This window comes from Kribbella orskensis, from assembly GCF_004342085.1.
In the GTDB taxonomy this organism is placed as follows: domain Bacteria; phylum Actinomycetota; class Actinomycetes; order Propionibacteriales; family Kribbellaceae; genus Kribbella; species Kribbella orskensis.
The window spans coordinates 532,761-558,260 of sequence record NZ_SLWM01000003.1 but is presented as its reverse complement, the minus strand read 5'-3'; the positions used below and the strand labels follow the sequence as shown (position 1 = coordinate 558,260).

The 25,500-nt window shown below is 69.2% G+C and carries 26 protein-coding genes; 11 read left to right on the top strand and 15 right to left on the bottom strand.

Translation table 11 applies throughout. The annotated features are described in order from the left end of the window. Positions 1–13: 13 nt before the first annotated feature. The gene (locus EV644_RS11610; RefSeq protein ID WP_199239751.1) at positions 14–1,975 is read right to left on the bottom strand and encodes a caspase, EACC1-associated type; all 1,962 of its coding nucleotides are present in this window, start codon (positions 1,973–1,975) and stop codon (positions 14–16) included. 126 nt (positions 1,976–2,101) lie between these two features. Between EV644_RS11610 and EV644_RS11605 the strand changes: the two genes are divergently transcribed. Both EV644_RS11605 and EV644_RS11600 read left to right on the top strand, forming a co-directional pair. After that, on the top strand, positions 2,102–2,617 hold the full coding sequence (locus EV644_RS11605) for a DinB family protein (protein WP_132191669.1): 516 nt from the start codon (positions 2,102–2,104) through the stop codon (positions 2,615–2,617). Positions 2,618–2,861: 244 nt separating this feature from the next. After that, positions 2,862–3,569, top strand: coding sequence for a pirin family protein (locus EV644_RS11600; protein WP_132191670.1), 708 nt, complete (start codon positions 2,862–2,864; stop codon positions 3,567–3,569). Here EV644_RS11600 and EV644_RS11595 read toward each other — a convergent pair. Next, entirely contained in the window at positions 3,566–3,895 is a 330-nt protein-coding gene (locus EV644_RS11595) for an L-rhamnose mutarotase (protein WP_132191671.1), read from the bottom strand. The genes EV644_RS11600 and EV644_RS11595 overlap by 4 nt on opposite strands. 318 nt (positions 3,896–4,213) lie before the next feature. On the opposite strand from EV644_RS11595, the gene EV644_RS11590 reads away from it, so the two are divergent. Then, a complete protein-coding gene (locus tag EV644_RS11590) occupies positions 4,214–6,121 on the top strand; it encodes a penicillin-binding transpeptidase domain-containing protein (RefSeq protein WP_132191672.1) in 1,908 nt (635 codons plus the stop codon). Positions 6,122–6,206: 85 nt separating this feature from the next. Here EV644_RS11590 and EV644_RS11585 read toward each other — a convergent pair whose 3' ends face one another. Together EV644_RS11585 and EV644_RS11580 are read right to left on the bottom strand one after the other, a co-directional pair. After that, positions 6,207–7,646, bottom strand: coding sequence for an alkaline phosphatase PhoX (locus EV644_RS11585; protein WP_132191673.1), 1,440 nt, complete (start codon positions 7,644–7,646; stop codon positions 6,207–6,209). 243 nt (positions 7,647–7,889) lie between these two features. Next, a complete protein-coding gene (locus EV644_RS11580; protein WP_132191674.1) occupies positions 7,890–9,608 on the bottom strand; it encodes an AAA family ATPase in 1,719 nt (572 codons plus the stop codon). 77 nt (positions 9,609–9,685) lie between these two features. On the opposite strand from EV644_RS11580, the gene EV644_RS11575 reads away from it, so the two are divergent. Continuing rightward, complete coding sequence (locus EV644_RS11575; protein ID WP_132191675.1) at positions 9,686–10,096, top strand: nuclear transport factor 2 family protein; 411 nt, start codon at positions 9,686–9,688, stop codon at positions 10,094–10,096. Between the two features lie 52 nt (positions 10,097–10,148). Continuing rightward, entirely contained in the window at positions 10,149–10,493 is a 345-nt protein-coding gene (locus EV644_RS11570) for a TFIIB-type zinc ribbon-containing protein (protein WP_132191676.1), read from the top strand. 14 nt (positions 10,494–10,507) lie between these two features. On the opposite strand, the gene EV644_RS11565 is transcribed toward EV644_RS11570, so the two are convergent. Then, positions 10,508–10,921 (bottom strand): PaaI family thioesterase, encoded by a 414-nt coding sequence (locus tag EV644_RS11565; RefSeq protein WP_132191677.1) that lies wholly within the window; start codon positions 10,919–10,921, stop codon positions 10,508–10,510. 40 nt (positions 10,922–10,961) lie between these two features. Next, positions 10,962–11,273, bottom strand: a complete 312-nt coding sequence (locus tag EV644_RS11560) for a WhiB family transcriptional regulator (protein ID WP_132191678.1) — start codon at positions 11,271–11,273, stop codon at positions 10,962–10,964. A gap of 343 nt (positions 11,274–11,616) precedes the next feature. On the opposite strand from EV644_RS11560, the gene EV644_RS11555 reads away from it, so the two are divergent. Next, positions 11,617–12,093 carry a GNAT family N-acetyltransferase gene (locus EV644_RS11555; RefSeq protein ID WP_132191679.1) on the top strand — a complete coding sequence of 159 codons (477 nt, stop codon included), beginning with the start codon at positions 11,617–11,619 and terminating at the stop codon, positions 12,091–12,093. A gap of 77 nt (positions 12,094–12,170) precedes the next feature. Here EV644_RS11555 and EV644_RS11550 read toward each other — a convergent pair whose 3' ends face one another. Further along, positions 12,171–13,043, bottom strand: a complete 873-nt coding sequence (locus EV644_RS11550; protein WP_132191680.1) for an NAD-dependent epimerase/dehydratase family protein — start codon at positions 13,041–13,043, stop codon at positions 12,171–12,173. A gap of 86 nt (positions 13,044–13,129) precedes the next feature. On the opposite strand from EV644_RS11550, the gene EV644_RS11545 reads away from it, so the two are divergent. Both EV644_RS11545 and EV644_RS11540 read left to right on the top strand, forming a co-directional pair. After that, entirely contained in the window at positions 13,130–14,173 is a 1,044-nt protein-coding gene (locus tag EV644_RS11545) for a DNA polymerase IV (protein WP_132191681.1), read from the top strand. Between the two features lie 67 nt (positions 14,174–14,240). After that, positions 14,241–15,014 (top strand): hypothetical protein, encoded by a 774-nt coding sequence (locus tag EV644_RS11540; RefSeq protein WP_132191682.1) that lies wholly within the window; start codon positions 14,241–14,243, stop codon positions 15,012–15,014. Here the strand turns inward: EV644_RS11540 and EV644_RS11535 are convergent, their stop codons facing one another. Genes EV644_RS11535 through EV644_RS45265 form a run of 3 tightly spaced genes read right to left on the bottom strand, consistent with a single transcriptional unit; the run spans position 15,015 to position 17,381 of the window. Continuing rightward, a complete protein-coding gene (locus EV644_RS11535) occupies positions 15,015–15,860 on the bottom strand; it encodes an amidohydrolase family protein (RefSeq protein ID WP_132191683.1) in 846 nt (281 codons plus the stop codon). Positions 15,861–15,894: 34 nt separating this feature from the next. After that, positions 15,895–16,998: a mandelate racemase/muconate lactonizing enzyme family protein gene (locus tag EV644_RS11530; protein WP_132191684.1), complete on the bottom strand. Its 1,104-nt coding sequence runs from the start codon at positions 16,996–16,998 to the stop codon at positions 15,895–15,897. A gap of 59 nt (positions 16,999–17,057) precedes the next feature. Next, entirely contained in the window at positions 17,058–17,381 is a 324-nt protein-coding gene (locus tag EV644_RS45265; protein WP_199239750.1) for a hypothetical protein, read from the bottom strand. Positions 17,382–17,525: 144 nt separating this feature from the next. Here EV644_RS45265 and EV644_RS11520 point away from each other — a divergent pair, with 144 nt between their 5' ends. The 3 genes from EV644_RS11520 to EV644_RS11510 are packed head-to-tail and all read left to right on the top strand — an operon-like array spanning position 17,526 to position 19,538. Continuing rightward, the gene (locus tag EV644_RS11520) at positions 17,526–18,233 is read left to right on the top strand and encodes a GntR family transcriptional regulator (RefSeq protein ID WP_132191685.1); all 708 of its coding nucleotides are present in this window, start codon (positions 17,526–17,528) and stop codon (positions 18,231–18,233) included. Between the two features lie 8 nt (positions 18,234–18,241). Next, the gene (locus tag EV644_RS11515; protein WP_132191686.1) at positions 18,242–19,093 is read left to right on the top strand and encodes a fumarylacetoacetate hydrolase family protein; all 852 of its coding nucleotides are present in this window, start codon (positions 18,242–18,244) and stop codon (positions 19,091–19,093) included. A 43-nt stretch (positions 19,094–19,136) separates the two neighbouring features. Continuing rightward, positions 19,137–19,538: a VOC family protein gene (locus EV644_RS11510; protein WP_132191687.1), complete on the top strand. Its 402-nt coding sequence runs from the start codon at positions 19,137–19,139 to the stop codon at positions 19,536–19,538. Between the two features lie 831 nt (positions 19,539–20,369). Here the strand turns inward: EV644_RS11510 and EV644_RS11505 are convergent. From EV644_RS11505 to EV644_RS11485, 5 genes are all read right to left on the bottom strand, one after another. Continuing rightward, positions 20,370–22,028: an HNH endonuclease signature motif containing protein gene (locus EV644_RS11505; protein ID WP_241998857.1), complete on the bottom strand. Its 1,659-nt coding sequence runs from the start codon at positions 22,026–22,028 to the stop codon at positions 20,370–20,372. Between the two features lie 264 nt (positions 22,029–22,292). Next, positions 22,293–22,682, bottom strand: coding sequence for a hypothetical protein (locus EV644_RS11500; RefSeq protein WP_241998858.1), 390 nt, complete (start codon positions 22,680–22,682; stop codon positions 22,293–22,295). Beyond that, the gene (locus EV644_RS11495; RefSeq protein ID WP_132191688.1) at positions 22,679–23,962 is read right to left on the bottom strand and encodes an alpha/beta hydrolase; all 1,284 of its coding nucleotides are present in this window, start codon (positions 23,960–23,962) and stop codon (positions 22,679–22,681) included. Before EV644_RS11495 ends, EV644_RS11500 begins: the two co-directional genes overlap by 4 nt. 174 nt (positions 23,963–24,136) lie before the next feature. After that, positions 24,137–24,703 carry a histidine phosphatase family protein gene (locus EV644_RS11490; RefSeq protein ID WP_132191689.1) on the bottom strand — a complete coding sequence of 189 codons (567 nt, stop codon included), beginning with the start codon at positions 24,701–24,703 and terminating at the stop codon, positions 24,137–24,139. Next, entirely contained in the window at positions 24,700–25,467 is a 768-nt protein-coding gene (locus tag EV644_RS11485; protein WP_132191690.1) for a CbtA family protein, read from the bottom strand. The genes EV644_RS11490 and EV644_RS11485 overlap by 4 nt, the downstream gene beginning before the upstream one ends. Positions 25,468–25,500 lie beyond the last annotated feature (33 nt).

Sequence of the window (25,500 nt, the reverse complement as noted above, 5' to 3'; positions counted from 1 at the left end):
TTTGACGGTTTGGTCAGAGGCAGGTGGCGCGGGCGTAGTCGAACTTCGCGTTGTAGGCGCTGGCCGAGCCGGTCCTGTTGAGGACCGCGATGCCGCCCTTGGTGGTGTTCGGGAGCTTCATGTCGACCGTTCCCAGTTCTCGCCACTGGGAGTCCTCGACCGGGCGCCAGCGGGCGCCCACCGAGGCGGACGTCTTGGTCAACTGCAGGACCACATGGGTCTTGTCCGTGGTGATCACCTTCGGGTCGGTGCTCATGGGCGAGTGGATCTTGGTGTGCGGGCCGCCGTTGAGGCGGTACTCGAAGATGATCGCGCCGACGTCGCCGTAGCTGCGCTCCAACCGCACATAGGTCTCGGCGCTGTTCCACAGAAGCACTCCGGCACTCTGGAACAGCTGCAGAGGATTGGCGGTCAGGTCACTCTCGAGCTTGAAATCGCCGGTCAGCGGGTGCAGTAGCTTCGGCGCGGTCTGGAGCTCCTCGTTGATGTCCGAGCCGTCGGGCGCCGACATGTCGAGCGAGCCGTCGGCAACCTTCAGGGCACCATCGCCGATGCGCACCTCCTCCCAGCCGCCATCGATCGCGCTGCCGTCGAACCCGTCGCTGAACCTGCATCCGGCCGACCACGGCCGCAGTACGACGAGTGCGACGCTCGCGATCACGAGAACCGCAAGACCGGCCGCAACCCAGCGCCCACGACCGCGACCCAACCGCACGAGCCCCCAGCGGCCGGGTCCGCCACCTCCAGAGGTCGCCTCCGTGGGCGTAGTGGTGATCCCACCTGCCCCACCGGAACCAGACGGCAGCTCTTCGAGATCAACACGCGGCTCCGGCCGCACTGGACTCGACACGCCAGTCTCCGGCGGTTCGGTGGTGTCGGCCGTGGCGAGGGCTGCGGTGGCCGCGCTTGCGACGTTGCGACTGTCGTCGGCGGCGAGGTGTTCGGTGGTGTCGGCCGTGGTGAGGGCTGCGTTGGCCGCGCTCGCGACGTTGCGGCTGTCGTCGTCGGCGAGGTGTTCGAGGGCGATTCTGGCGGCCAGCGCCTGGCCGGCATGGCCGCCGTTCAGGAGCCGGGCGAGTTCCTGGACCGCGCCGGCGCGAACGCCGGCGAGTGGGTGGTCGATGACTTGCTGGAGCTCGGGTGGCAGCGCCGCCGGCGCGGTCACAGGCCGGCTGCGTCGCGCCAGGTAGAGCTCACCCTGCATCTCCACGTCACGGCTCGGCGTCTGATGGGGATTCTGTTCGCGGACACGATCGAAGACGTAGTCGTAGAGCTCGTTGAGCGAGACCCAGCCGTCCTGATCGCGGTCCGCGTCCCCGGTGGTCAGACCCTCCACCAGAGCCGACGTGAACACCGATGGGCGCGGGCTGTGGTCATCGGCGAGCTGATCGCCCTCGAAGGCGTACTCCATCGCACTGGACGCCGTGATCACCGCCCGGCCCCGTCCACCGCCCAACCGCTCGCCAGTGAAACTGTCCAGCACGTTGACGTCCCCGGCTGCCCGTACGGCGACACCCCGGGCGAAGGCCCCGCCGTAGCAACAGTCGAGCAGCAGCACGATGCTGCGAGCCCGGCTGGCCCGCATGCAGCGCTGGACGAAGTCCGCCGAGACCGAGGTGGAGCCGAGCCGGTTGGGCCGAGTGTTGCGGGCGGCAAAGAACAACTCCCCGGATTCACTCTTCAGCCCGTGACAGGAGAAGTGCAGCAGGAGAACGTCACCGGACCGGGCGTCCGAGAACAGGTCCTCGATCCGTCCCTCGATGACGTGCGCGTACTCGTTCCGCACCACCTGCACCTCGAACGCGCCGATCTCCGCGTCCCCGAGAACCCCCGCCAGCGCCACGGCATCCGCCGCCGGTGCCCGCAGCTGTTTGAGCCCGTCGTGCTCGTACTCGTCGTTCGCGACGATCAGCGCCTTCCGCGCCCCGTCCATTACCCGCCGCCAACCACCGTCGACCCGCTCGTCACCGGCCACACACCTCCGCCCCCGGTGGAACCCCTCTGCCAATATGCACCCGCACACCGGAACCCGACAATCAGCAGGCCCGGGCCCGGTAATTGCCATGCGGCGGTGGAGCTGACCGCGATAGCGTCCGCCGGTATGACGATCTCGCGTGAGCGCCCGCCCTTCGTGGCCGACGAACGGACCCAGCTGGTCGGATGGCTGGACATGCAGCGCGCGCTCGTGCGGTACAAGTGCGAAGGGCTCGCCGAGGCGGACGAGCACCGCTCGGTGCTGTCGACCTCGCCGTTGATGACGATGGCCGGGCTCGTCTCCCACATGCGCTGGACCGAGCACTGCTGGTTCAACGTTCTCTTCCTCGGCGAGTCCTTCGAGGGGAACCCGCAGTTCCAGGAGGAGCCTGAAGACGCCGACATGAGGGTGGACGACGCCCCGCTGGCGAAGCTCCTGGACGAGTTCGAGCAACAATGCGCCCAGTCCAACGAGATCATCGCAGCCCACTCCCTCGACGAGACCGGCAAACACCCCGACTTCGGCTCAGCCCAAGCAACCCTCCGCTGGATCCTCCTCCACATGCTCGAAGAGACCGCCCGCCACATCGGCCACCTGGACACCATCCGAGAACTCCTCGACGGAGAAAAGGGCTACTACTAGGCCTGTACCTCGCCCCACAACCAGCGACTCCACCTGCGACCAGGCGATTCCGCGGACGAGGGCCAGCTCCGCATCCGGCCAACTGGCTCGGCCACTCCACACGCCCCACTCGCCTCGGCGATTCCACACTCGGGGACGCGACTCCACACACCCGCGCGGCCCGGCGGCTCAGCGCACACGTGCACGCGACTCCGCGTACGGCCCGGGCGAGTGGCTCAGCCGTGGGACAAGGTACTACTAGAGGGTGGACATCCGCCGGGCCGACGACCGTTTCCGTACCCAGAACGAGTGGCTCGACTCGCGGCATTCGTTCTCGTTCGGGCCGTACTACGATCCGGCGAACGTCGGGTTCGGGTTGCTGATGGTGCACAATGACGAGGTGGTTGCTCCGGGCACCGGGTTTGACACGCATCCGCATCAGGATCTCGAGATCGTCACCTGGGTACTGCGGGGGGCGCTCGTACACCAGGATTCCGAGGGGCACAGCGGCATCGTGTATCCCGGGCTCGCCCAGCGGATGAGTGCGGGCAGCGGCATCCAGCACTCCGAGCGGAACGACGCGGGCGAACCCGTCCGGTATGTGCAGATGTGGGTCCGGCCGGACGAGGTCGACCTGGACCCGACGTACCAGCAGGCGGAGGTCGACGACAGCCTCGCGGCGGGCGAGCTCGTCCCGATCGCCTCCGGCCTGCCGAAACACGCGACCACCGCCGCCATCCGGATCAACCAGCGAAAGGCCGGCCTGTACGCCGCGCGGCTGTCCCCCGGTCAGGCGATCCAGTTGCCGCGAGCGCCGTACGTGCATCTCTTCGTTGCCCTAGGCACCATCACCCTGGAGGGCGCCGGGGACCTCGGTACTGCGGACGCGGCGCGGGTGGTCGCCTCCGACGGGCAACTCGTCACGGCCGGGCCGGAGGGAGCCGAAGTGCTCGTGTGGGAGATGCTCGCCTAGCCGGTTTGCTCGGACATCGTCCAGACGTGGCGCAGGGATTGGCCGGCGAGGCCGTCGGGGTTCTGGGCGAAGCTTTCGACGTACTGGCTCATGTGTTGTTGCCAGCGTTGGTCGACCGGGTCGTTGGCGAGTTGGGCGACAGCCGCCTCGTAGTCGTCGCACTCGACCAGGTGGAAGAGGTCGCGGCCGCTGCGCCAGATGGTCCAGTCGTGGATGCCGGCCTGGTTCATCACGGTGATCAGCTCGGGCCAGACGCGGGCGTGCTCGACCTCGTAGGCGTCCTCGGTGCCGGGGATCAGCCGGCTGTGCAGTGCTAGGCGGGTCACAATCGTGCAGGATACGCCAGCAGTGACGGAACCGTTACGCGATCCGCGGGGGATCTCCTCAACGTGGCCGTTGTGCCCTGGCAGGTCTGGCGGGGCACCCTCGAGGGGCTGAACCGGCCGATTCCCGTTGTAGATCAGGGGGATTCGCCTCGGCAATCACCGCCGGATCCGGCGGTTCGGGCCAACTTCACGACCGCGTCGCGCGTCGTAGCAGTGTCCGGGCCGGCCGCGACTGAGTATTTTTCCCCTCGTGGCAGGCTAGCCACACGCCGAAGGCTGTTCCAGGTGTGTACCCGTCGCCGTGCGAGAGTTGAGAACGTGAAGCGAACTGCTGCCATCGTCTGTCTGAGTGCTGTCCTTGTCACCGCTGGTTGTTCCGACAGCAAGCCGGACAGCGGAGGGAAAGCCGATCCGAACAACGAGAAGCAAGCGTCCGCGGAAGTGGTGAAAAGCTTCGCCGCCGCCTGGGTGAAGGCCTGGGCGCCGAACGGCAAGCCGGACGAGGCGGCGGCGCTGACCGACGCGCCGACCACCTTCGGACCGCGGCTCGACGGCGTGGACACCGCGCTCGTCGCCCAGTCCGCCACCGTGACACCGCAGGACGAGCCGAACTGCACCGACGGCAGCACCTGCACGCAGGAACTCGCCGTCGAGGCCGTACTGCGCGGCATCGGCACGATGAAGTGGACCAGTACCGCGACAGCGGTGAAGACGGGTGACGCCTGGAAGATCAAGGCCTCCGGCGACACCATCTACCCGGGGCTGGGCGAGGCGAACTATCTGAAGCGGGTTCGCGCCCTGCCCGCGCGGGCCTCCATCCTCGACCGGAACGGCCGCGCGCTGACCGCGAACCGCCCGGTCGTGATCGTCGGAGTCGCCTCGGGCAACGTGGCCACCCCCGCGACGTACGCGGCCTTCACCAAGAATCTCGACGTCGACGGCGCCAAGCTGAAGGCGCGCGCCGTGGCCGCACCGGCCGGGCAGTTCGTCGACGCGATCACGATCCGCGCCGAGGAGTGGGAGAAGCTGCGCCCGGCGATGGGCAAGCTGCCCGGCGTGCTGACGATGGGCGGCACCCAGTCGCTGCCGGAGACCTCGACGTTCGCGCGTTCGGTGATCGGCACGATGAAGACCGCCACGGAGGAGACCCTGAAGAACGCGGGGCCGACCGCCTCGAGCGTGGACCAGGTCGGTACCACGGGCCTGCAGTACGCGTACCAGCAGCAGCTCGCGGGCACGCCGGGCGGCACCGTGACCCTTCGTGACGGCAAGACCAAGATGACGATCAAGACGGTCTTCTCACAGCAGGGCAAGGCCGGAGTTCCGGTGAAGACCAGCCTCGACGCGAACCTGCAGCGCGCCGCCGAGGCCGCTCTGGCGACGAGCAAGCTGCCGGCGTCGCTGGTCGCGGTACAGGCGTCGACCGGGCAGGTGCTGGCCGCCGCCAACGGGCCGGACGCGACGAACTACAACCGCGCCTTCCAGGGTCACTACGCGCCGGGCTCGACCTTCAAGATCGTCACCTCGGCCGCGCTGATGGGCAGCGGGGAGACCGCGAACACCGCGCTGCCGTGCACGAACACCATCAACGTGTTCGGCAAGACCTTCAAGAACTACGACGGCCTCGCGGCGTACGGCAACGGCTCCATGCAGAAGGCGTTCAACGAGTCCTGCAACACCGCCTTCATCTCCCAGCACGGCCGGCTGCCGGCTGACGGGATGACGAAGGCCGCCGCGATGTTCGGCTTCGGGAAGGACCTGAAGCTGTCGATCCCGGCGTACGGCGGCGAGGTGCCCGCGCCCAAGGACGACGTCGCCGAGGCGGCCTCGATGATCGGCCAGGGCACCGTGACGGCGAGCCCGCTGCAGATGGCGATGGTGGCCGGCGCGGTCCAGCACGGTGCTGCGCTGAACCCCGTCCTCGTCCCCGGCAAGGACCCGGCCGGCGCGGCCGCCTCACCGTTGCCCGCAGCAACCACCGCGGCGCTGCGCACGATGATGCGGACGACGGTCACCGGCGGCACCGCGCACGTGCTGGCCGCGAACGGCGCGGTCGCGGCGAAGACCGGTACCGCGGAGCTGGTCTCCAAGGGCAAGGTCATCACCAACGGCTGGATGGTCGGCTATCGCGGCGACGTGGCCTTCGCCGTCATCGTCGAAGGCGGCGCCTCCGGGGCCAAGGCCGCCGGGCCCATCCTCAAGACCTTCCTCACCAAGTTCAAGTAGACCGAGGACGAACGAAAGCCCCGTCCGGCGCAGCGCGCGCCGGACGGGGCTTGTCGTTGGCTTGTCGTTGGAGCTACGGACGGCGTCAGCCGAGGTAGTCGCGCCAGGGGCCGGTGATGGCGAGGGTGATGCCCGGGGTCTGGATGTTGACGAAGAGCACCTTCCCGTCAGCGGAGAAGGTCGGGCCGGTGAACTCGGAGTCGTTGAGCATGTTGCGCGCGATCGCGTACGTCGGGCCGCCCGGGGTCGAGCTGAGCACGTGGCTGCTGGCGTTGCCGTCCTCGGCGAGGACGAGCGAGCCCCACGGGGTGACGGTCACGTTGTCCGGGCTGTCGAAGTTGTAGTCGTTGTACTTCGCCTCGGCGCCCAGGTCGGCGGCGGCACTCTCCGGGAAGTAGGTGACCAGCTGGATGGTCTTGGCCTCGTAGTTGTAGAACCACACCATGCCGTCGTGCGGCACCGCGTCGGCCGGCAGGTCCGAAGAACCGCCCTCGGCGAAGGAGTTGACGACGTAGACACCCTCGTCGGTGCCGTAGACGCCCTCGAACTTCTTGCCCCGGGTGACCTTGTCGTCGGTGAGCTGCTTGCGGACCGAGACCGAGACCGCGTCACGGTCGGGCACCGGCACCCAGGCGACCCGGAACGGACGCAGCAACTGGGCCGACGTCAGGTAGGCGACGTCCGGGATCGGCTTGCCGTCGTCTCCGAGGATGGCCATCGCCTCGAGGGTGCCGAAGTTGACGTCCGCGAGGTCCTGCCAGCTCTTGGAGCTGAGCTTGTAGCCACGCGGTCCGGACCACCGGTAGAACAGGCCGTTGGGGCCCGAGGCGTCCTCGGACAGGTAGATGTGGGTCCGCGACTTGTCGATCGCGAGGGCCTCGTGGGCGTAGCGGCCGAGCGCCTTGAGCGGGACCGGGTGCGCCGTCTCACCGTCGGCCCAGACCTCGAAGACGTACCCGTGGTCCTTGAGCCGGGTGGTGCCGTTGGCCTTGGACTCGGTCTCCTCACACGTCATCCAGGTGCCCCACGGCGTCGGGCCACCGGCGCAGTTGGTGAGCGTGCCGGAGATGCCGACCCATTCGCCGCGGATGCGGCCGTCCCGGTCGACCGAGATGACCGTGCAGCCGCCGGCCGAGCCGACGCCCGCGTCGTACACGGTGCCGGCGATCTGCGGCACGCCCAGCGGGTCGTTGGCGCCGATCTCGTGGTTCTGGATCAGCACGTAGTTCCGGCCGTCTTCGAAGGCGGCGGTGCCGTCGTGCAGGCTCGGGGTCGGCTGACCGGACTTGAGCTTGGTCTCGCCGGCGTGGGTGACGACCGTGTACTTGAAGCCCGGCGGCAGCGCCAGCAGGCCCTTCGGGTCGTCCATCAGCGGCGGGAACGGGCGGTGCGACGGAAACGGCTGGTGCTGCGGCCGGGGCGTCGCCTCGGCGAGCGACGGGACAGCGCCGACGGCAGCGAAGCCGACGCCCGCGGCACCGGCGCCGGCGGCACCGCGGAGGACGGAACGACGAGCGAGAGACATGCGGATGCTCCTTGGGGCATTCGTGGGCGACGTCCAGGGGACGCCGGCCCGAGGTTCGGTACACGCGAGTTCGCGCGGAGCTCGTGGTCTCCGGCGGGTTTCCTCGAGCGGACGCCGCGGTGGCCGTCGGAGCGAGTTGATCCTCTCCCCGGCCGACGGCCCTGCGGCAAACAGAACCTGAACAACCGATGGCAGCCGGGGTGTCGACGCGGACCTGGTTGCCGAGTGTGTCGAGCCGGTGACTCAGAAGCTCAGGATCTCCTCGACGGCTGCCTTCAGGTCGGAGGCGTCCAGCGTCACCAGCGCTTCGTCGGAGGGGATACCCGGGGAGTTGAAGAGGCGGAGGTCCCGGTGTTTGGCGGCGGCTTCGAGCACGGTGCGGATGAAGCGGGCATTGCCCAGTTCGTCGATGCGGCCGTTGGAGCAGACCTGGTCGAGTACGGCGGTCAGGCTGGCCATGGCGGACTCGGTCAGGTGGTCCCCGCGGTTCTGGACCAGGCGGTAGGCGATCTCGCGGAGCTGGTCGGCGGTGTAGCGGGGGAAGTCGATGCGGCTGGAGAAGCGGCTGCGGAGGCCGGGGTTGGCCTCCAGGAACTCGGCCATCGGTTCGGAGTAGCCGGCCACGATCACCACCAGCCGGTCGCGGTCGTCCTCCATCCGCTTCAGCAGCGTGTCGATCGCCTCGGTGCCGAAGTCGTTGCCGGTGCGCTTCTTGCGCAGCGCGTACGCCTCGTCGATGAACAGCACGCCGTCCAGCGCGGAGTCGACCACCTCGTTCGTCTTCACCGCGGTCTGGCCGATCCACTCGGCGACCAGGCCGGACCGGTCGGTCTCGATCACCGTGTCCGCGGCGAGCAGGCCGAGCGCGCAGTACAAGCGGGCGACGACGCGGGCGACGGTGGTCTTGCCGGTGCCGGGCGGTCCGGCGAAGATCAGGTGGCCGCCGAGCTTGGCGGTCGGCAGGCCGCGCTCGGCCCGCATCAGGCCGGCCCGCACCTGGGCCGCGACCGCGGAGACCTGGCGCTTGACGTCCTCCATCCCGACGTTGCGGTCGAGCTCGTTGAGGATGCCCTGCACCGCTCCCCAGTCGGGCTGGCGGTGCAGCGACGGCTGGGTCGGCGCGCCCCGCCTGATGACGGGCGCGACAGGCCCGGTACTGCGGGGCGCCGGGCGGGTGTCCAACCGCAGGTCGGAGTCCGCGAGGGCCTCCGCGACCTGCCGGTGGGCGTTGTTCCGCTCGTAGACCCACTCGAACTGGCGGAGCGCGTTCTCCTCGCGGTTCGTGCCGCGGTAGACGAAGCCCAGGTAGTACTCCGCGTCCACCTGGACGAGGTTGTTCAGCTGCTGGCCGGCGGCCTGCCGGAGCAGGGTCTCCGCCTCGCTCCACTGCTCGACCGTGGCGAGCAGCATGCCGAGCCGCAGTACCGCCTCGGCGCCGAGGTGCCCGTCCTGCGGGACCTGGCGGAGCTCGTGGATCGCCACGTCGTACTGCTTGCGCAGCATCGCCACGTTGGAGAGCAGGAAGTGCCGCCGGGTGCCCTCGATCACCTTGTCGGCGGCTTCCGCGGCCTTGTCGATGTCACCCGCCGCGAGCAGGCGGAGGACCTCCGCGTGCCAGACGTGGTCGGTGGTCTCCAGCTGGTGGGTGAACCACCAGCCGGCCTGGAAGGTCGAGTTCAGCCGGCGCTTGTCCTGGTCGCGCTCCTCGCCGAACCGGCCCAGTCCGGCCACCAGCTTGTCGAGCGCGGTGTCGTGGTCGCCACCGGCCGCGTGGAAGCCGAGCCACGCGTCCGTCATCCCCGGATCCAGCTCGAGGGCCCGGGTGAAGGTGTCCAGCGCGGCGGGCTTGTCCGGCGTACCGGCCTCCTCGCCGGTCTTCGCGAAGCCCAGCTGCTTGGCGCCCTTGACCCACAGACCGCGGGCCCGTCGCCGGGCCAGCAAACCGGCGGACTGCTCAGCCATCGTTCTCCCCAGGATTCGGAAACGGCTCGTGCATCCTCTCATCAGCCGATGTCGGCGGCGGGGTCTACGGTCGCGTCATGACTGGCACCGAGCAGACCCGGGCCGTGGTCCGGCTGTACTTCGAGACGATGAGCGAGCGCGAGTGGGACGACTTCGGCGCGCTGGTGACCGAGGACGTGGTCTACGAGATGCCGCAGACCGGCGAGCGGATCACCGGCCGGGAGAAGTACCTCGCCTTCAACCGGGAGTATCCGGGCGACTGGCGGCTCACCGTGACCCGGCTGATCGCGGACGGCGCCACCGCCGCCGCGTCGATGAACTTCACCGTGGGTGACGAGGAGCTGGTGGGTCTCGTGTACTTCGAGCTGCGCGGCGAGCTGATCGCCCGGATCACCGACTTCTGGCCGGAACCGTACGTTCCCCCGGCCGGCCGCGAGCATCTGGTCGAGCTCGGCGTGACCGGGCTGGATCGCCTGAGCCTTCCCTGAGAGTTCGCTGAACTCCCGGGGTTCCGGCGATTTCGCCACCTAGAGTGTCTCAATGGAGACCCTGACCTGCCCCAAGTGCCGAGGCTCGATGCGCACGTACGAGCGCAGCGGTGTCACTGTCGACCAGTGCACCGAGTGCCGCGGCATCTTCCTGGACCGTGGCGAGCTGGAGAAGCTCGTCGACGCCGAGATCGCCTACAACGGGCCGCAGCCGGGCCAGCCGGTTCAGCCGGTCCAGCCCGCCCGCCAGCCGGAGTACGACCGTCCCCGGTACGAGGAGAAGCGGTACGACGACCGCCGGTACGAGGACAAGCGCCGCTACGACGACGGCGACAAGTACCAGCAGTACCCGCACCGCAAGAAGAAGAAGTCGTTCTTCGACGAGCTGTTCGACTGAGACTCAGGCCGACGTCAGGCACGGACGGCGATCACCGTGCCCTGCGCGATGGCGCAGAGCGTGGTGTCGCCGTGCTCGTCCCGCACGAACAACTCGCAGGTGCACGTCGCCTGCCTGCTGCTGGCGTGCGCCACTCGGGCCTCGGCCCGCAGTACCGCGCCCGCGGCGGGCCGGAGGTAGGTGATCGTGAATCCACCGGTCAGCACCGCCGGCCCGAGCGCGGTGCCGCCCGCGAAGGTGATCGCGTTGTCGGCGGCGTAGGCCAGGACTCCCCCGTGCAGGTAACCGTTCTGCTGCCGGAGATCGTCGCGGACGTTCAGCTCGAGGACCGCTCCGCCGTCACCGAAGGCGACCACCCTGGTCCCCAGCAGCACGCTGAACGGCTGCGACGCGAGCACCTTCTCGGCCAGCTCCAGAGTCAGCTCCATGCCGTCATGTTAACCGGCGAGTAACCCAGGGCTGAGGGGGTCAGCGGCGGCGGCCGTGGAGAGCGGGTTCGCGCTCTTCCTCGGTGGTGCCGCCCCAGACGCCGTACATCTCGCCGACCACGACCGCGTGCTCGCGGCACTGCCGTCTCACCGGGCAGGTGCCGCAGAGCGACTTGGCCAGCACCTCGCGGGCGTGCTTGCGCATGCCCCGCTCGGACTCGGCGGAGAAGAACAGTTCCGGATTCACGTCCCGGCAGGCGGCATCGTCCTGCCACTCCCAGTTCTCGAGCAGCGGGGACGGGAGTCCCTCCGGCGCTTTGGTGACCGCCCCGGCGGGCGGCTTGCGCCTCATCGGCGGGTCCGTTGAAGGTGAGCCATCACAGACACCTCGGAGTGGTCTGGTTCCGCACGGCTGTCTGCATAACCGCGGCATCTGTCAAAGTACCCGCCGATAAACCTCCTACCGGGAGACCAGGATCCGCATCGACGTCCCGGCCCGCGTCAGCACCTTGATGGTGACGCCGGCATGCGGCACCTGAAACCGCCGGCTCCTCCTGGAATCGCCGGCGACTCCCGGACGCGGCGGCGGCCCCGCGTCAGACAGTGGCCAGCGGCAACTATCTCGCGCGGAGCCTACCGCAGCGCGGTCCTGGGCCGGGTGCCACCGAGCCGCCCGCGGCGGTATCTTCCTACGGGTGAGCAGCCCGAAGGCACCGCCGCCTGTCACCCTCCGCCCGCTGACCGAGGACGAGTTCGCCGCCTGGAGCGAGCGGGCCGCCGCGTCGTTCGCCGCCGGGATCGGCCCGTCCCGCGGGCTCGACCCCGTCACCGCTCTCGAGATCGCCCGCCAGGAGACAGCCAAACTGCTCCCGGACGGCCGGGACACCGAGCACCACCTGATCTGGATGGCGTGCCACCAGGGCGAGCCGGTCGGCAACCTGTGGATCAGCACCCAGAAGAAGAACCCGTTCATCTACGGCATCGAGGTGGACGAGGACCAGCGCGGCAAGGGCTACGGCCGCTCGATCATGCTGGCCGGCGAGGAGGAGTGCCGCCGCCGGGGCTTCGAACACCTCGAACTGAACGTCTTCGGCAACAACACCACAGCGATCGCCCTGTACGACTCCCTCGGCTATCGCGTCACCTCACAGCAAATGCGCAAGCCCCTCTGACACTCGCCACCCCAGCCAGCGCAGTCTCTTGTCGAACCGCAGGTGCGAGGCGGCGACGGAGGAGCCGCGAGCCCGCGCTAGCGTCCTGCGGCCAGGTCGGCTGCGGCGTCTAGGTGGGCCGGGTTCCAGCCGAGTTCTCGGCGGGCCCGGTCGCCGCTGATCTGCTGGTCGAGAGCGTAGGCGTCCGCGACCGGGCCCATCTGCTCGAGCGCCTGCTCCAGGCTGATCTGGTCGACTCTCTTGCCGGCGTGGCCCGCAGCCTGAGCCAGCGCAGGCGCGAGGTCCGCGAACCGCAGGTTCTGCGCAACCCCGAGATACACCGCACCGGCCGGCGCCTCCAACGCGAGCACGTAGAGATCCGCGATGTCGTCCACGTGAACCAGCGTCGTGTGATTGGCCCCGTCCCCGATCACCCGTACCGCGCCCGCCGTACGGGCCGGCTCCACGAAGGACGCCTCTATCAGGCCGTTCGAGCGCCCGTAGACGAGTCCGGGCATCACCACGATGGGACGCGAACCGGCGGCCGCCGAGGCGAGCACCCGGGCCTCGTTGTCGAGTCTCCAGGCGGTGATCGCCGGTGGATTCGTCGGCGCGCTTTCGTCGATCAACCCGTCGGTGTCGCCGTAGACCCAGACGCCACCGGTGTGCACGTACGGTCCGCGACCACCGAGACCGTCGAGCATCGCCTCGGCCGCAGCCAGGTCGATCGTGGCCGCCTCCGGGCTGTTCACCGCGCCCAGGTGGATCACGCCGTCCGCCGCGGACGCGCCGGCCCGCAGTACGTCGAGGTCGGTCAGGTCGCCGACGACGGCCTTCGCGCCCAGCGCAGTGACCGTTTCGACCGCCCGGTCGCTACGGGCGAGCGCGGTCACCTCATGGCCGTGCCGGCGCAGTGATTCGATCGTGGCCCGGCCGATGTAGCCGGAACCGCCGGTCAGAAATACCTTCATGCTCAATTCCTTTCGTCGTTTCAAGCCTCCTTCGGTCACGCGTCGAGGTCCAAGACCTGTTCTGCCGTCTGTGATACCCCTGGGGTATGAGCTGGTGGATCCTGCACGTCGACATGGACCAGTTCATCGCCGCGGTCGAGATCCGGCGTCATCCCGAACTCCGGGGACTCCCGGTGGTGGTCGGCGGCTCGGGCGACCCGACCCAGGCCCGCCAGGTGGTCGCCACCGCGTCGTACGAGGCTCGCGAGTTCGGCGTGCACTCGGGCATGCCGCTCCGGGCAGCCGCGAAACGCTGCCCGGACGCTGTCTTCCTGCCGACCGACCCAGCGGCGTACGACGCTGCTTCCACCGAGGTGATGGACACGCTGCGCGAGTTCCCGGTGATCGTCGAGGTGTGGGGCTGGGACGAGTGCTTCGTCGGCGCCTCGACCGACGACCCGGAGGCGTTGGCCCGGGAACTGCGGCGGGCTGTGCTGGAGCGGACCGGGCTGTCCTGCTCGATCGGGATCGGCGACAACAAGGTGCGCGCCAAACTGGCCACCGGGTTCGGGAAACGCGACAGGGGGTCCGGCGAGGGGATCTACCGGCTGACCGCCGCGAACTGGGCCGAGGTGATGCACCACCGTCCGGTCCGCGACCTCTGGGGTATCGGCAGCCGGATGTCGCAGAACCTCAACGAACTCGGGCTGTTCACCGTCGCGAACCTCGCGGCCGCCGACCTCGACGTACTGAAGAAGCGCTTCGGTCCGAAGATGGGCACCTGGTACCTCGCGCTCGGACGAGGACTCGGCGACACCGAGGTGACCGACGTACCGCGCGAGCCGGTGTCGCGCAGCCACGAGGAGACGTTCGCCACCGACCTCGTGGAGCGGGCGGAGATCGAGCGGGAGTTGCGCCGGATCGCCGAGACGGTGACGCGGGAGGTGGTCGCGGACGGCCGCAGCATCCAGCGGATCGCCGTCAAGGTGCGGTTCACCTCGTTCTTCACCCCGATCAAGAGCCGCAAACTGCCGGAGATCACTCAGGATCCCGAGGTGATCGCGGCGGCCGCCCTGGTACTGCTGGAGAAGTTCGAGCTCCGCCGGCCGGTGCGGCTGCTCGGGGTCAGAGTGGAGTTCGCGACCGAGTGAACTTCTGACCCGGCGAAGGCGTCGAAGGGGTGCGGTCAGAGGACCGTCAGGACCTGAGGGAAGCCGGATGAAGCTCAGTCGTACCGCCGCGCTCAGCGCAGTCGCCGCCGTCGTCCTCGCCGGCGGTGTCACCGCCGGATTAGTGATCGGCTCACACTCAGCCGACGCGAACGAGCACCCCGGAGCCGGCCCGAACGCCGGCGCCAGCACCAACCCCAGTACCAATCCCAGCGCGGAGCCCAGCCCCGGCTCGGGCACTGAGCCGGGCGGCAACGCCAGCACTGAGCCGAGTACCGGGCCCAACTCCAAGCCGAGCGCCGGGCCGACGCCGGCGGTGCCCGCGCTGACGCCGGCCCAGGTGCAGTACGCACATCGAGGCTGGGGAGATCCGGCCACCGAGGTCGGTGTCATCATCCTGGCGCCGAAGACCTGGTCGATGGTCAAGCTGTCCACCTTCGAGGTGCGGTTCAGCAGCCCGAACAAGCTCTGGAACCTCCGGGTGAACGCCAATGCCTCGGACCTCCCGGTGAAGATGCTGACCGACCGCAAACTCACCTTGGCCAGTACCGCGTCGGCCGACTTCAGGCTCATCTCCCGCGTGGACGGCACCACCAAGGCGACCAACCCGAACTTCACCGGAGTGGTCTTCCACCACACGACCTTCACCTACACCTACACGGATCCCACCCGCGGTCCGCGGCTGGTCGTCGACCGACTCGTCTCCGTCAACGACGCCCAGCAGACCTTGTTCGAGATCGTCGCCGGCGGCCGCCCTCAGGACGCCTCGGCCCTCGCCGCGATCACCGCCACGGCCACCCGGGACTTCATCCGCCTCCCGTGATCAGGTCAGGTCGTAGACGCGGCGGGCGGTGTCACCGAAGACGGCGTCGCGTTCGGTACTGGTGAGACCTGAGGTGAGGTCGACACCCGCCTGCATGACCTCGCTGTACGAAGCGGCCAGCAGGCAGACGGGCCAGTCCGAGCCGAACATCACCCGGTCCGGGCCGAACGCGTCCAGCACGACGTCCGCGTACGGCTGGAGGTCCGACACCTTCCAGTCGGTCCACGACGCCTCGGTCACCATGCCCGACAACTTGCAGCACACGTTCGGCAGCGCTGCGAGCGAGCGTAGTTCGGCTTCCCACGGCTCCAGGCTCTCGCCGACCACCGGCTTGGAGATGTGGTCGACCACGAACGACAACTCCGGCAGCGCCCGCACCGTCTCCACCGCGGCCGGCAGCTGCGGCGTCTTGGTCAGCAGGTCGTAGACCAGGCCAGCCTCAGCCACCGCGGCAAGCCCAGCCCGTACGTCGGAGCGGCACAACCAGCGCGGGTCCTCCTCATCGTGCACCTGGTGCCGGATCCCCTTCAGCCATTCGCCGTCGGGTCGCTCCTTCAAGCGGGCCAGGGCATCCGCGACGTCGTCGGCCTTGAGGTCCACCCAGCCGACCACACCAGCGACCAGCTCGTTGTCAGCGGCAACGGCCAGGAACTCCGGTGTCTCCTCGGGCACCCCGACGGTCTGCACCATCACGGTGGCGGTGACGTCCGTCGCGGCCGCCAGCGGGGCGAGGTCATCGATCGAGAAGTTCCGCCGCAGCGGATCCATCGCCGGCCCGACCATCCAGCTCTGCTCCCGGACGCTCAGGTCCCAGATGTGGTGATGCGCGTCAACCCGCCCGTTCATGCCGCCGCCGTCCTTCCCGCGTGGATCAGCCGGATCACGAAACGCGCCGGTCGTCGATCGCGTCGCGGTCCCAGGCGATGCCGAGACCGGGCTCGTCCGGCGCGACAGCGTGGCCGTCCACAATCTCCATCTCAGCCGTGGTGATCGCCCGCAACTGCGGGATGTGCTCGACGTACCGCCCGTTCGGTACGGCGGCCGTCAGGCTGACGTGCAGCTCCATCAGGAAGTGCGGGCAGACCTCGAGGTTGAAGGTCTCGGCCAGGTGCGCCACCTTCAGCCACGGGGTGATGCCGCCGATCCGGGCCACGTCGACCTGGACGATCCCGGCGGCACCGGCCGCGAGGTACTCGCGGAACTGCGACACGGAGTACATCGACTCGCCGACCGCGATCGGGATCGAGGTGGACTCCGCGAGGCGGACATGCCCAGTCAGGTCGTCGGCCGGGAGCGGCTCCTCGAACCAGCTCAGGTCCAGCGGCTCGAAGGCCCTGGCCCGGCGCTTCGCCTCGGCGTACGTCATCGACTGGTTCGCGTCCACCATGATGTCGAGCGCGGGGCCGACTGCGTCCCGGACTGCGCTGAGCCGCTCGAGGTCCTCGTGCACTCGGGGCTTGCCGACCTTCAGCTTCACCCCGGGCCAGCCGGCCTTCTGCGAGGCGAGCGCCCCGGCGACGAGCTGGTCGGTGGTCAGGTGCAACCACCCGCCCTCGGTGTCGTACAGCGGCACGTTCCGGCGGAAGCCGCCGGCCAGACGCCAAAGAGGCTCACCGGCGCGACGGCAGCGGAGGTCCCACAGCGCGGTGTCGACGGAGGCCAGCGCGAGCGAGGTGATCGCGCCGACCGTGGTCGCCCGGGTGGAGGCGAACAGGTCGAACCAGATCCCCTCGACGTTGCGCGCGTCCGCACCGACCAGGCGCGGCAGCAGGTGGTCCCGCAGCATCGCGAGCACCGCCGTACCGCCGGTGCCGATCGTGTACGAGTAGCCGAGGCCGACGAAGCCGTCGGTGGTCTCGAGCTCGACGAGGACCGTCTCCTGCTTGAGGAACGACTGCACGGCGTCGGTCCGGACGGTCTCCACCTCGAGGTCGACGAGGAAGGCCTCGGCCCGGCTGATGGTTGTCTTAGGCAAGGTCTGCATGTCCCTCTGGGTATCCGTCCGTGCGTTCGGCTGGGCCTGCGTGTGCGCTTGCATGCCGGTCACGAGCACGAGAACTGGGAGGCGAAGTCCTTCTGCACCTCGACCGTCTTCGCCTTCCGCTCCGTGTCATGGGTGTCCACGTTGGCCTTGGTGACGACGAACGAGCCGGAGTCGACGATCACCCCACCCGGGATCTGGGCAAGCTCCACCTTGGAGCCGCCTTTCAGGCCCACCGGGCCGTTCGACGTACCGGTGGAGGCGTCATCGTCCGCCGGACCGCCCGCGGTGTCGTTCGAGTCCTTGGTGATGCAGCCGGTCGCGGCGAGCGCGACGACGGCCAACCCGACAGCGGTCCTGGGGTAGGGCGACGATGGGGCGACCATGGAGATGTCTCCTCGGAGATCCTATAGGATATTGCGTACTTGATGCTGCCGCCTCACACTGATGGCGTCAAGACATGTGTCGGTAACGACTGTGCACACTTGTGACGGTCGGTCGGGCAGAATGAGGCTTCGGGAGGAGCTACTGTGACTGATGCGCATGTGGGTCTGGCGGGGCAGCTCACGCGCCTGCCCCAGCGACAGGTACTGAGCGACGACGTCTACGAGACGGTCAAGGGCCTGATCATGGACAGCGTGGTCGCGCCGGGGACCCGGCTGAACATCGACGCCCTGACCCGGGAACTGGGCATCTCGCAAACGCCCATTCGCGAGTCCCTCGCCCGGCTGGAGTCCGACGGCCTGGTGATCAAGGAGCCCCTGCGCGGTTACCGGGTGTCGTCGACGCTGACCCGGGCCGAGTTCGAGGACCTCTTCGAGTACCGGCTGCACATCGAACCCTGGGCGGCCGGCCGTGCCGCGGAGCGGACCGCCCCGGAGGACCTGACCCGGCTCAAGAACGAGATGCTCAGCTACACCGACGTCCCGGACCGGCCGGACTATGACAGCTACAAGGCGATGGCCGCGCACGACCAGCGGTTCCACGACCTGGTGCTGGAACTGGCCGGCAACGAGACCGCCCGGCAGTCCTTCGCCCGCACCCACTGCCACCTGCACCTGTTCCGGCTGTACTACGGCGGCGGGATCGCGACGAAGGCCCTGCGCGAGCACAAGGCGATCGTGGCGGCGGTCCGCAAGGCCGACCCGGTCGAGGCGGCCGCCGCGATGCGGTCCCACATCGAAGCCTCGCGGGCGCGGTTGCGTCCCGTGTTCGACCAGGAACTTCCGTCTAGCTAGGAGAGTCTGTGGAACTGCTGCGCCTCGGCGCGGTCGGTGACGAGCGCCCGTACCTGCGCTCGACCGACGGCACCGTCTATGACCTGAGCTCCGTCACCGCCGACATCGACGGCGCCTTCCTCGCCTCCGACGGCATCGCCCGGGCCCGCGCCGCCCTCGACGCCGGATCCCTGCCGGTCGCGTCGGCCGAAGGGCTCCGGGTCGGCGCGCCGATCGCGAGGCCGGCCGCCGTGGTCTGCATCGGCCAGAACTACGCCGCCCACGCGGCCGAGTCCGGCGCCGAACCGCCGAAGGAGCCGATCGTCTTCTTCAAGCACCCGAACACCGTCGTCGGCCCGTACGACGAGGTGCTGGTGCCGCGGGGCTCGACCCGGACCGACTGGGAGGTGGAACTGGCCGTGGTGATCGGCAAGACCGCCCGGTATCTGTCCTCCGACGAGGAGGCGCTGGCCTGCATCGCGGGGTACACGGTCGCCAATGACGTCTCCGAGCGCGCCTTCCAGCTCGAGGTGTCCGGCGGCCAGTGGTCGAAGGGCAAGTGCTGCGAGACCTTCAACCCGCTCGGCCCCGCGCTGATCCCGGCCGACGAGGTCGACGACCCGCAGAACCTGGACCTCAAGTCCTGGGTGAACGGCGAACCGCGCCAGGACTCCAACACCCGCGACATGATCTTCTCGGTCGCCGCCCTGGTCCGCGACCTCTCGCAGTACATGACTCTCGACCCAGGCGACATCGTCAACACCGGCACCCCGGAGGGCGTCGCGCTGTCCGGCCGCTTCCCGTACCTGTCGCCCGGAGACACCGTCGAGTGCGAGATCCAGGGCCTGGGGCGCCAGAAGCAGACGCTCGGCAAGGCCTGAAATCCGGTAGCGGACGGGGGCGGTCTGCGGCACTGTCTGCCGTATGACCTCCTCCGTACGCACCGTCACGTTCGACACCCACGACCCGTACACCCTGGCGACCTTCTGGGCCAAGGTGCTCAAAGGCAAACTCGCCGACGACGACTTCCCGGGCGACCCCGCCGCATCCGTCACCACCGACTCGATGACGCTGCTCTTCTGGCAGAACCCCGACGGCAAGACCGTCAAGAACCGCGTCCACCTGGACCTGGAACCAGACGGCCCCCGCGAGGCCGAGGTCGAGTGGCTGCTCACCCTCGGCGCCACCATCCACGACGACCGCACCACCACCGAAAAACTCGAACCCGGAGCAAAGCCCGGCGCCGGCTTCGTAGTGATGCTCGACCCCGAAGGCAACGAGTTCTGCGTCCTACAAAGCGCCGCAGAGCGCAAGGCAAACAGCTAACCGGTACGACGACCCCACGCGGCCGACCACGCTCGCTCTTCCGCCACTCACTCCGCGGCAGCTCCCACCCGTGGGTCGCGGGCTTCGCCGTCGCCCGCTCGGTGATCACATGCGGTCCCGAACGCGAGTGGACGAACTCCCTGCTCCTCGGGGATGCCCGCTCCTGGTGACGGCACATCCGCCAGGGTTGGCCAGTCGCCCGGCCGAGCCGGCCGAGCGGACAGGCGCACCTCGCCTCGACGGCTGCCAGGCGGCGAACCACCTATCGTGCTCGAGCGGGGGACGGGGGTACCCAAGAGCCGGCGAGGGGTGGGAGCGGCCGAGGAGCGAGCGGCGAGGAGCGAACGGCGGACGAGCGAGCGGCAGCGGCCCGCGTGGACTCGATAAGCCAGCCGGGTCGGCGGGTCGGCGGGTCGGCGGGTCGGTGGGTCGGTGGGTCGGTGGAATCGTGATTGGCCAGGTGGATGCGACAAGTCGCAAGCCTGGATCCGGGTGCGGCCGGCCAGCTTCTCGGGGCACGTCGTGCATGCCGGGGCTGAGCCTGTGGAGCTGTGGCAGGGAGCACCGCAGTCTGGTTCCCCGTGAATCAGACGTTCGTTGGGGGTTTGGCACCCAGTGGACCGGTGCCGCGGCTGGTTCAGTTCGATGTGCGGGTGGCGGCAGTCGGCTCTCGTCTGCTGGGCCACCCTTCGAACTCCTGACCTACCCCACTCCGCCCGCCCCTGGGCCACCCGATCAGCCTGCTCGTGAGCTACCCAACTCAGCCCGCTCGTGGACCACCCCGCTCAGCCTGCGCGTGAACTGCCCCAGCCTGCGCGTGGGCTTCCCAGCTCAGCCCGCTCGTGGGCTTGCTGTGTCTTCCCAGGGGCTCAGGAGTGCGGCTTCCGCTGGCGTGATCCATGGGATGTCGCGGTCCATGGGCCACGCCCGACCGAGCGCAGGCACAGGCCGTCGCTCATCGCGCCTCGTCGCTGGAGGGCTGGGCGAAGCGACGTGGTCGGGGATGGGTCCTGGGGTGGGCCCGGTCCTGTTGGGTGGCGGTTGGGGTATTGGTAGTGGCCGATCAGCGACCGACCCGTCCGCTACCGACCCGTCGACTGATGGGCCGTCGGGTGATGGGTGGCCGGCTGTTGGGCCGCGCGGTGTTGGGCGGCGGCGGAGGTGTCTGCGGGTTGGTTCGGCCCACGATGGGCGGGCTACGTGGACGGTGCCGTTGGTGATGGTGATCGTCCAGTGGCCCTTGTGGAGGTCTGTGTGGTGGGCCTTGCAGAGGAGGACCAGGTTGGTCACCGCGGTGGGGCCGCCGTCGGCCCGGTGGATGAGGTGGTGCGCCTCGCACTGGATCGGGGGTGCGCCGCAGACGACGCAGCCCTTGTCGCGTCTGTTGAGGGCGCGGCGGATGGGGCGAGTGACGAAGCGCTGTTCGGCGCCGACGTCGAGCGGTTCGGAACGGGAGCCCAGGACGATCGGGATGATGCCCGCGTCGCAGGCGAGGCGGCGTACGGCGGCCGCGGACAGGTTGTCGCCGTAGACGAGTTCACCGAATCCGTCGCCGGTGGATCCCGCACCCACGTCTCCTCCAACTCCTTCTGCGACAGCGATTCCGTCGGCGCTCTCCGTGGTGAGCCTGGATTTGAGGTCGGCGTAGTCGATCGTGACAGTCATCGCGATGCTGCGATGGCCGGAGTCGGCGTCGTTTGCGTTGGCCGCGAGAGTGATGAGGGTGGTCAGGGCGTCCGCTTGGCGCTTGTCGCGGGAGCGAGGGTCGAGTTCGCCGGTGACGGTCTTGTGCGGCTTCGCAAGGGCATGGATCGCCGTCTTCAGCGCCTCGGCGTTCTCGTTGGCCAGGAAGCCGCCGAACTTGATGCCGTGGTCGGCGTTGTGCAGCCACAGCGACTCGCGCCGGTACGCCTGGTCCTCGGCGGGTTCAGGGCCGTCGGTGTCGAGGCGGTCGCGGACTTGCCGGCCGAGTTTGCCTAGGTCCAACGGCGATAGGAACTCGGCGGCCTTCACCATCTGGTCCTCGGCCGTCTGCAAGTCCTCGACCGCGATCATGGCCGACTTCCGGACACTCTCTAGCGCACTGACGATCGCCTCGGCCTGGGCAGGGTGAAGGTGCGGCCGAGTGTCATCAGGACCCGTGTCGAGGTGCGCCAGGTCGTTGGTGTCCGGCGCGGCGGTCGGGGCGGCGTGGATGGTCGGGGTGTGCGGGTCGGGCAGGGCGGCGGTGACGGCCTGGTACTTGGCGAGATTGGTGGCCAGCTTGAGGTCGCGGCGGACGGTGCCCGCGTCCAGACGGTGGCGCATCGACAGCAAGCGCGTTGTGTCGCGGGCGCCGAGTTCCTTGGCGTAGCCGGTTTCTTCGAGCCGGGCCAGGAGTTCCAGACGGTAGGTGTCTCGCGTCGCGGCTTCGATGTGCAGGGCGTCGAGAGCGGACAGCGCTTCGCTGCCGCTCATCGTGTACGCCGGGCGCATCTCCACCAGTTCCATACCCACGACTGTAGACACACCCGCCGACAGTTTCCGAACCGAGAACCCCTTATTTACAAGGGATCCCGTGATTGGCCGGAAGCGGTCAGGTTGTCCACAGGCGCGCGCGTCACCGGTCAGTCAAGCGGCAGGATGAGGACAACCTGTGCACAGGGGCACTGTGCACAGAGCCGGTCGCAGTTAGGCGCTCACTGGCCAAGGTGGCTGCGACACACGAGCCGGCTGCGGACGACTCTCGAGGCATCGACGACCCCTGGTGACCTCTTACTCCCCCGAGCCGGGGAGCGGTGGCGTTTCGCCGGTGAAGGTTAGGCGCCAGTCGGTGGTCCAGGCGTGGACGGTGATTTCGAAGCCGTCGCGTGAGGCGGCTAAGCGGTGGTGGGTGTCCTCGACCGGTTCTACCTCCGCTCGCCAGCCTCGGCTTTGGAGGACGGCCGCCGCTGCGGCAACCGCCCAGGCCGGATCTGACGCGGTCGGCTCGCCTGTTTCGACGGTGATGCTGCAGACCGTGGCCGGGCCGCGGCCGTCGAAGAGGGCGCCTGGGTTGATCGGTCCTGGATCGTCAGTGACCACAGCCTTCTGACCCGGTACTACGGCCGTCGCCACGGCGAGGAGTTCGGATCGGAGGAAGTCGCGGGCCTCGGTCAGCGTCATCGCTGGGGTCCTTCCGGCCGTCCGGGGTGCGCGGCGGCGGTTCTGGCCGGGTGCGTCGCGGGGCGGGTGCCCTGCTCGAGCGCTCCCTGCTGCGGCACCGGGGTGGACGCCGCGGCACGGTCAGGCGTGGTCTTCCGGAGCGCGGCGATGCCGTCGAACACCTTGGCCGCCGCGCCGGCAGCGGAGTGCAGCGGCTCGCCCCAGGACAGCCTGAGCGCGAGCTTGGTCTCGGCCGAGCGGCTCGTGTCGGTGGTGGTGATGTGTGCGAGGTCGCCACGGACCACCCGGCCGACGTTGCGGAGCGCCTCGCTGTTCGGCCGGTAGTACTCGTTGTGGCCCTGGACCGTGGTCCCGCCGCCGCTCGGTTCGTGGGTCGCCATCCGAGTCGCGTCTGGGTAGGTGGCCGGGTCCGGGCCGTGCCACTCGGTGTAGGAGACGTAGTCGCCTGGCGCCCGTTCGACGAACAACCTGGTCTGGGACGGCACCAGTTCGGCGGCGCCGTTCACCGACTTCGCGACGCCGGGGCTGCCGGTCAGCACGACCCGGTCGACCCGCACGCCGTTGATCAGTCCCTGTCCCACCACGTGGCTACCGTAGCTGTGCCCGATCAGCGTGACCTTTGCCGTGGGCAACGTCTCGGTGTCGAGCCCGGCGGTGAAGCGCCGCAGCCCGGGTCCAGCTTCCTGGGCGGGAACACTACTCATCGCATCGCGAACGCCTTGTGGAGAGTCATAGTCGAGCCAGAGCACGGAAGCCGTCCCGGGCCCGGCCTCGCGCCGGATCAGATCCGCGCGGTCCACCTGGTCGCGCAGGGTCTCCAGGTTGTTGCCCATCCCGGGTACCAGGATCGCGATGTTTCGCGCCCGATCGAGATCGCCGAGCACCTCGACGGCCCGGCCCTGCCCTTCGGGCTCGACCACCAGGAACTGCCGCAGCCGCTGAACCTTCACAACGTTGCCGGAGGCATCCACGTCGATCCCTGACACCGGAGTCAGCAACTCGTCCACAGTCTGAAGACGCCGCCGCTCGTGGTCGGTCGCAGTACCGGCGTCGATCGCTGCCCGCAGGCGGTCGCGGGCCGCGAGCAGGCGCAGGTGGTTAGCTCGGTAGCGCAGCGCGGCGGGTGCGCCGTCGAGCGATCCGACCAGCTCGGGCCGGCCGTCGGCCAGGGCGACGCCGGCGCCCGGTGGCAGCGCGTCAAAGAACGCGCGCGCCTCTCGGGCCGCGGCCTCGGGCGGGAGCCTCCACACCCGCCGCACCAACTTCTCGAGCTCCGCCATCGCGACTCCCCGTCACAGTCGGTCACCCGGGCCTCACACCGGGCTCCCGGCAGTTTGGCATCCGAAACCCCCTGACGGGAAGTCCCATCTATCGGAAAGTGACCTACGAAGCGACGACGCGCGGACCCGGACGGCCGTCCCCTGGCCGCTCAAGTCACCGTCTCGGACAGCTGATCAGCTGCCCGCGAGCAGACTCCAGCGACCGTCGTACTCGCTGAAGCGCACCACGGACAGCGGCCGGACGTCGACGTGGCGGAGGGACTCCGCCGGCGCTTCGAGCACATACAGGATCGCCGCTCGAACCACCGCCGGATGGACGACCGCCGCCACGTCCCGGACCCCGGTACTGCGCTCCGCCTCGGGCTGGGCCAGGTCGCCCAGCCAGTCGGCGATTCGAGTGATCAGGTCGTTCGCGCTCTCGCCGCCGGGTGGCGCGGTGTGGGGCCGGTCGAGCCACGCGGCCACAGGCTCGGGTGAAGTCGCGAGCAACTCCTCGAGGCTTCGCCCACTCCAGTCGCCGTACTCGCGATCGCGCAAGGCTTTGTCCACGGTCGCGACCAGGCCGAGCGCTTCCGCTGTCTGCACGGCGGCCGGCTCCGGACCGGAGTACACCTCGGCCGCGTTGATCCTGAGCTCACGAGCCGCCTTGACGCTCGACGTGTCCGGAGCGGCCGCGCCACCCAGGACGAGGCCCCGCAGATCCGGGGTCAGGGCATGGGCGACCAACGTGAGACTCGTCAAGCTGCAACCACCTCGGACTGGGACACCGGAGTACGACGGTCGATCACCGCGGCGAACCCGAGCCCGAGGAGCAGCCAGAGCACCGACTGCGTCCCGAGCGAGGCGAGCCGGAACTGCCAGAGCAGCGTAGCGGGGAACGACCCCGGAACCTCGTTGATCGACGGCAGGATCAGGTACGCCACGACCACGGTCGCAAGGAAGGCGGCCGCGCCGACAGCGAGGCGGATCCACTGCGCCGGGCCGAACCGCTGGGCCCAGCGCGAGGCGGCGACCCCGGCCCAGACGGCGAGCAGGCCGATCACCAGGGTCAGCAGGTAGGTCACGGTCCGCTTGGTGATCGTCTCCGAATCACCGACAGCGGGCGGGTTCGGCGGGTACTTGAGGAACGGCACGAGGACGATCCCGACGAAGCCCGCGGCGGCCAGCCCCAGCGCGGCGTACGAGTCGCTGCCGGTCCGCAGCCGGCGCCGGAACAGGGCGAAGCCGACAGCGAAGATGCCGCCGAGCGACACGCCGTACAGGGAGGTGGCGAGGAACAGGCCGGCCCGCTGGCCGGTGCGGCTGACGAGGGGCTCCTCGTCGGCCTCGGCCGGGACGGCCTGACCATCCGCGTCATGGGTGTGCGCGGCACCGGCGGCCTCTTCGATGGCGATCGCGGAGTCGATGTGCGGTTCGCCCATCACGTACGCGAAGGTTCCGGCCAGCAGGCCGGCGAAGAGTCCCACCAGGAGTCCGCGCACCAGAACAGATCCGAAGGTGCGCATGGCGATCCTGTCTTTCCGATCAGGTGGCGACAG

Excerpts from the sequence above, each read along its gene's own strand:
- EV644_RS11605 (WP_132191669.1), top strand. The coding sequence starts at position 2,102 with ATGACGATCTCGCGTGAGCGCCCGCCCTTCGTGGCCGACGAACGGACC.
- EV644_RS11585 (WP_132191673.1), bottom strand. The coding sequence starts at position 7,646 with ATGTCTCTCGCTCGTCGTTCCGTCCTCCGCGGTGCCGCCGGCGCCGGT.
- EV644_RS11580 (WP_132191674.1), bottom strand. The coding sequence starts at position 9,608 with ATGGCTGAGCAGTCCGCCGGTTTGCTGGCCCGGCGACGGGCCCGCGGT.
- EV644_RS11575 (WP_132191675.1), top strand. The coding sequence starts at position 9,686 with ATGACTGGCACCGAGCAGACCCGGGCCGTGGTCCGGCTGTACTTCGAG.
- EV644_RS11570 (WP_132191676.1), top strand. The coding sequence starts at position 10,149 with ATGGAGACCCTGACCTGCCCCAAGTGCCGAGGCTCGATGCGCACGTAC.
- EV644_RS11565 (WP_132191677.1), bottom strand. The coding sequence starts at position 10,921 with ATGGAGCTGACTCTGGAGCTGGCCGAGAAGGTGCTCGCGTCGCAGCCG.
- EV644_RS11560 (WP_132191678.1), bottom strand. The coding sequence starts at position 11,273 with ATGAGGCGCAAGCCGCCCGCCGGGGCGGTCACCAAAGCGCCGGAGGGA.
- EV644_RS11550 (WP_132191680.1), bottom strand. The coding sequence starts at position 13,043 with ATGAAGGTATTTCTGACCGGCGGTTCCGGCTACATCGGCCGGGCCACG.
- EV644_RS11545 (WP_132191681.1), top strand. The coding sequence starts at position 13,130 with ATGAGCTGGTGGATCCTGCACGTCGACATGGACCAGTTCATCGCCGCG.
- EV644_RS11540 (WP_132191682.1), top strand. The coding sequence starts at position 14,241 with ATGAAGCTCAGTCGTACCGCCGCGCTCAGCGCAGTCGCCGCCGTCGTC.
- EV644_RS11535 (WP_132191683.1), bottom strand. The coding sequence starts at position 15,860 with ATGAACGGGCGGGTTGACGCGCATCACCACATCTGGGACCTGAGCGTC.
- EV644_RS11530 (WP_132191684.1), bottom strand. The coding sequence starts at position 16,998 with ATGCAGACCTTGCCTAAGACAACCATCAGCCGGGCCGAGGCCTTCCTC.
- EV644_RS45265 (WP_199239750.1), bottom strand. The coding sequence starts at position 17,381 with ATGGTCGCCCCATCGTCGCCCTACCCCAGGACCGCTGTCGGGTTGGCC.
- EV644_RS11510 (WP_132191687.1), top strand. The coding sequence starts at position 19,137 with ATGACCTCCTCCGTACGCACCGTCACGTTCGACACCCACGACCCGTAC.
- EV644_RS11505 (WP_241998857.1), bottom strand. The coding sequence starts at position 22,028 with ATGGAACTGGTGGAGATGCGCCCGGCGTACACGATGAGCGGCAGCGAA.
- EV644_RS11500 (WP_241998858.1), bottom strand. The coding sequence starts at position 22,682 with ATGACGCTGACCGAGGCCCGCGACTTCCTCCGATCCGAACTCCTCGCC.
- EV644_RS11495 (WP_132191688.1), bottom strand. The coding sequence starts at position 23,962 with ATGGCGGAGCTCGAGAAGTTGGTGCGGCGGGTGTGGAGGCTCCCGCCC.
- EV644_RS11485 (WP_132191690.1), bottom strand. The coding sequence starts at position 25,467 with ATGCGCACCTTCGGATCTGTTCTGGTGCGCGGACTCCTGGTGGGACTC.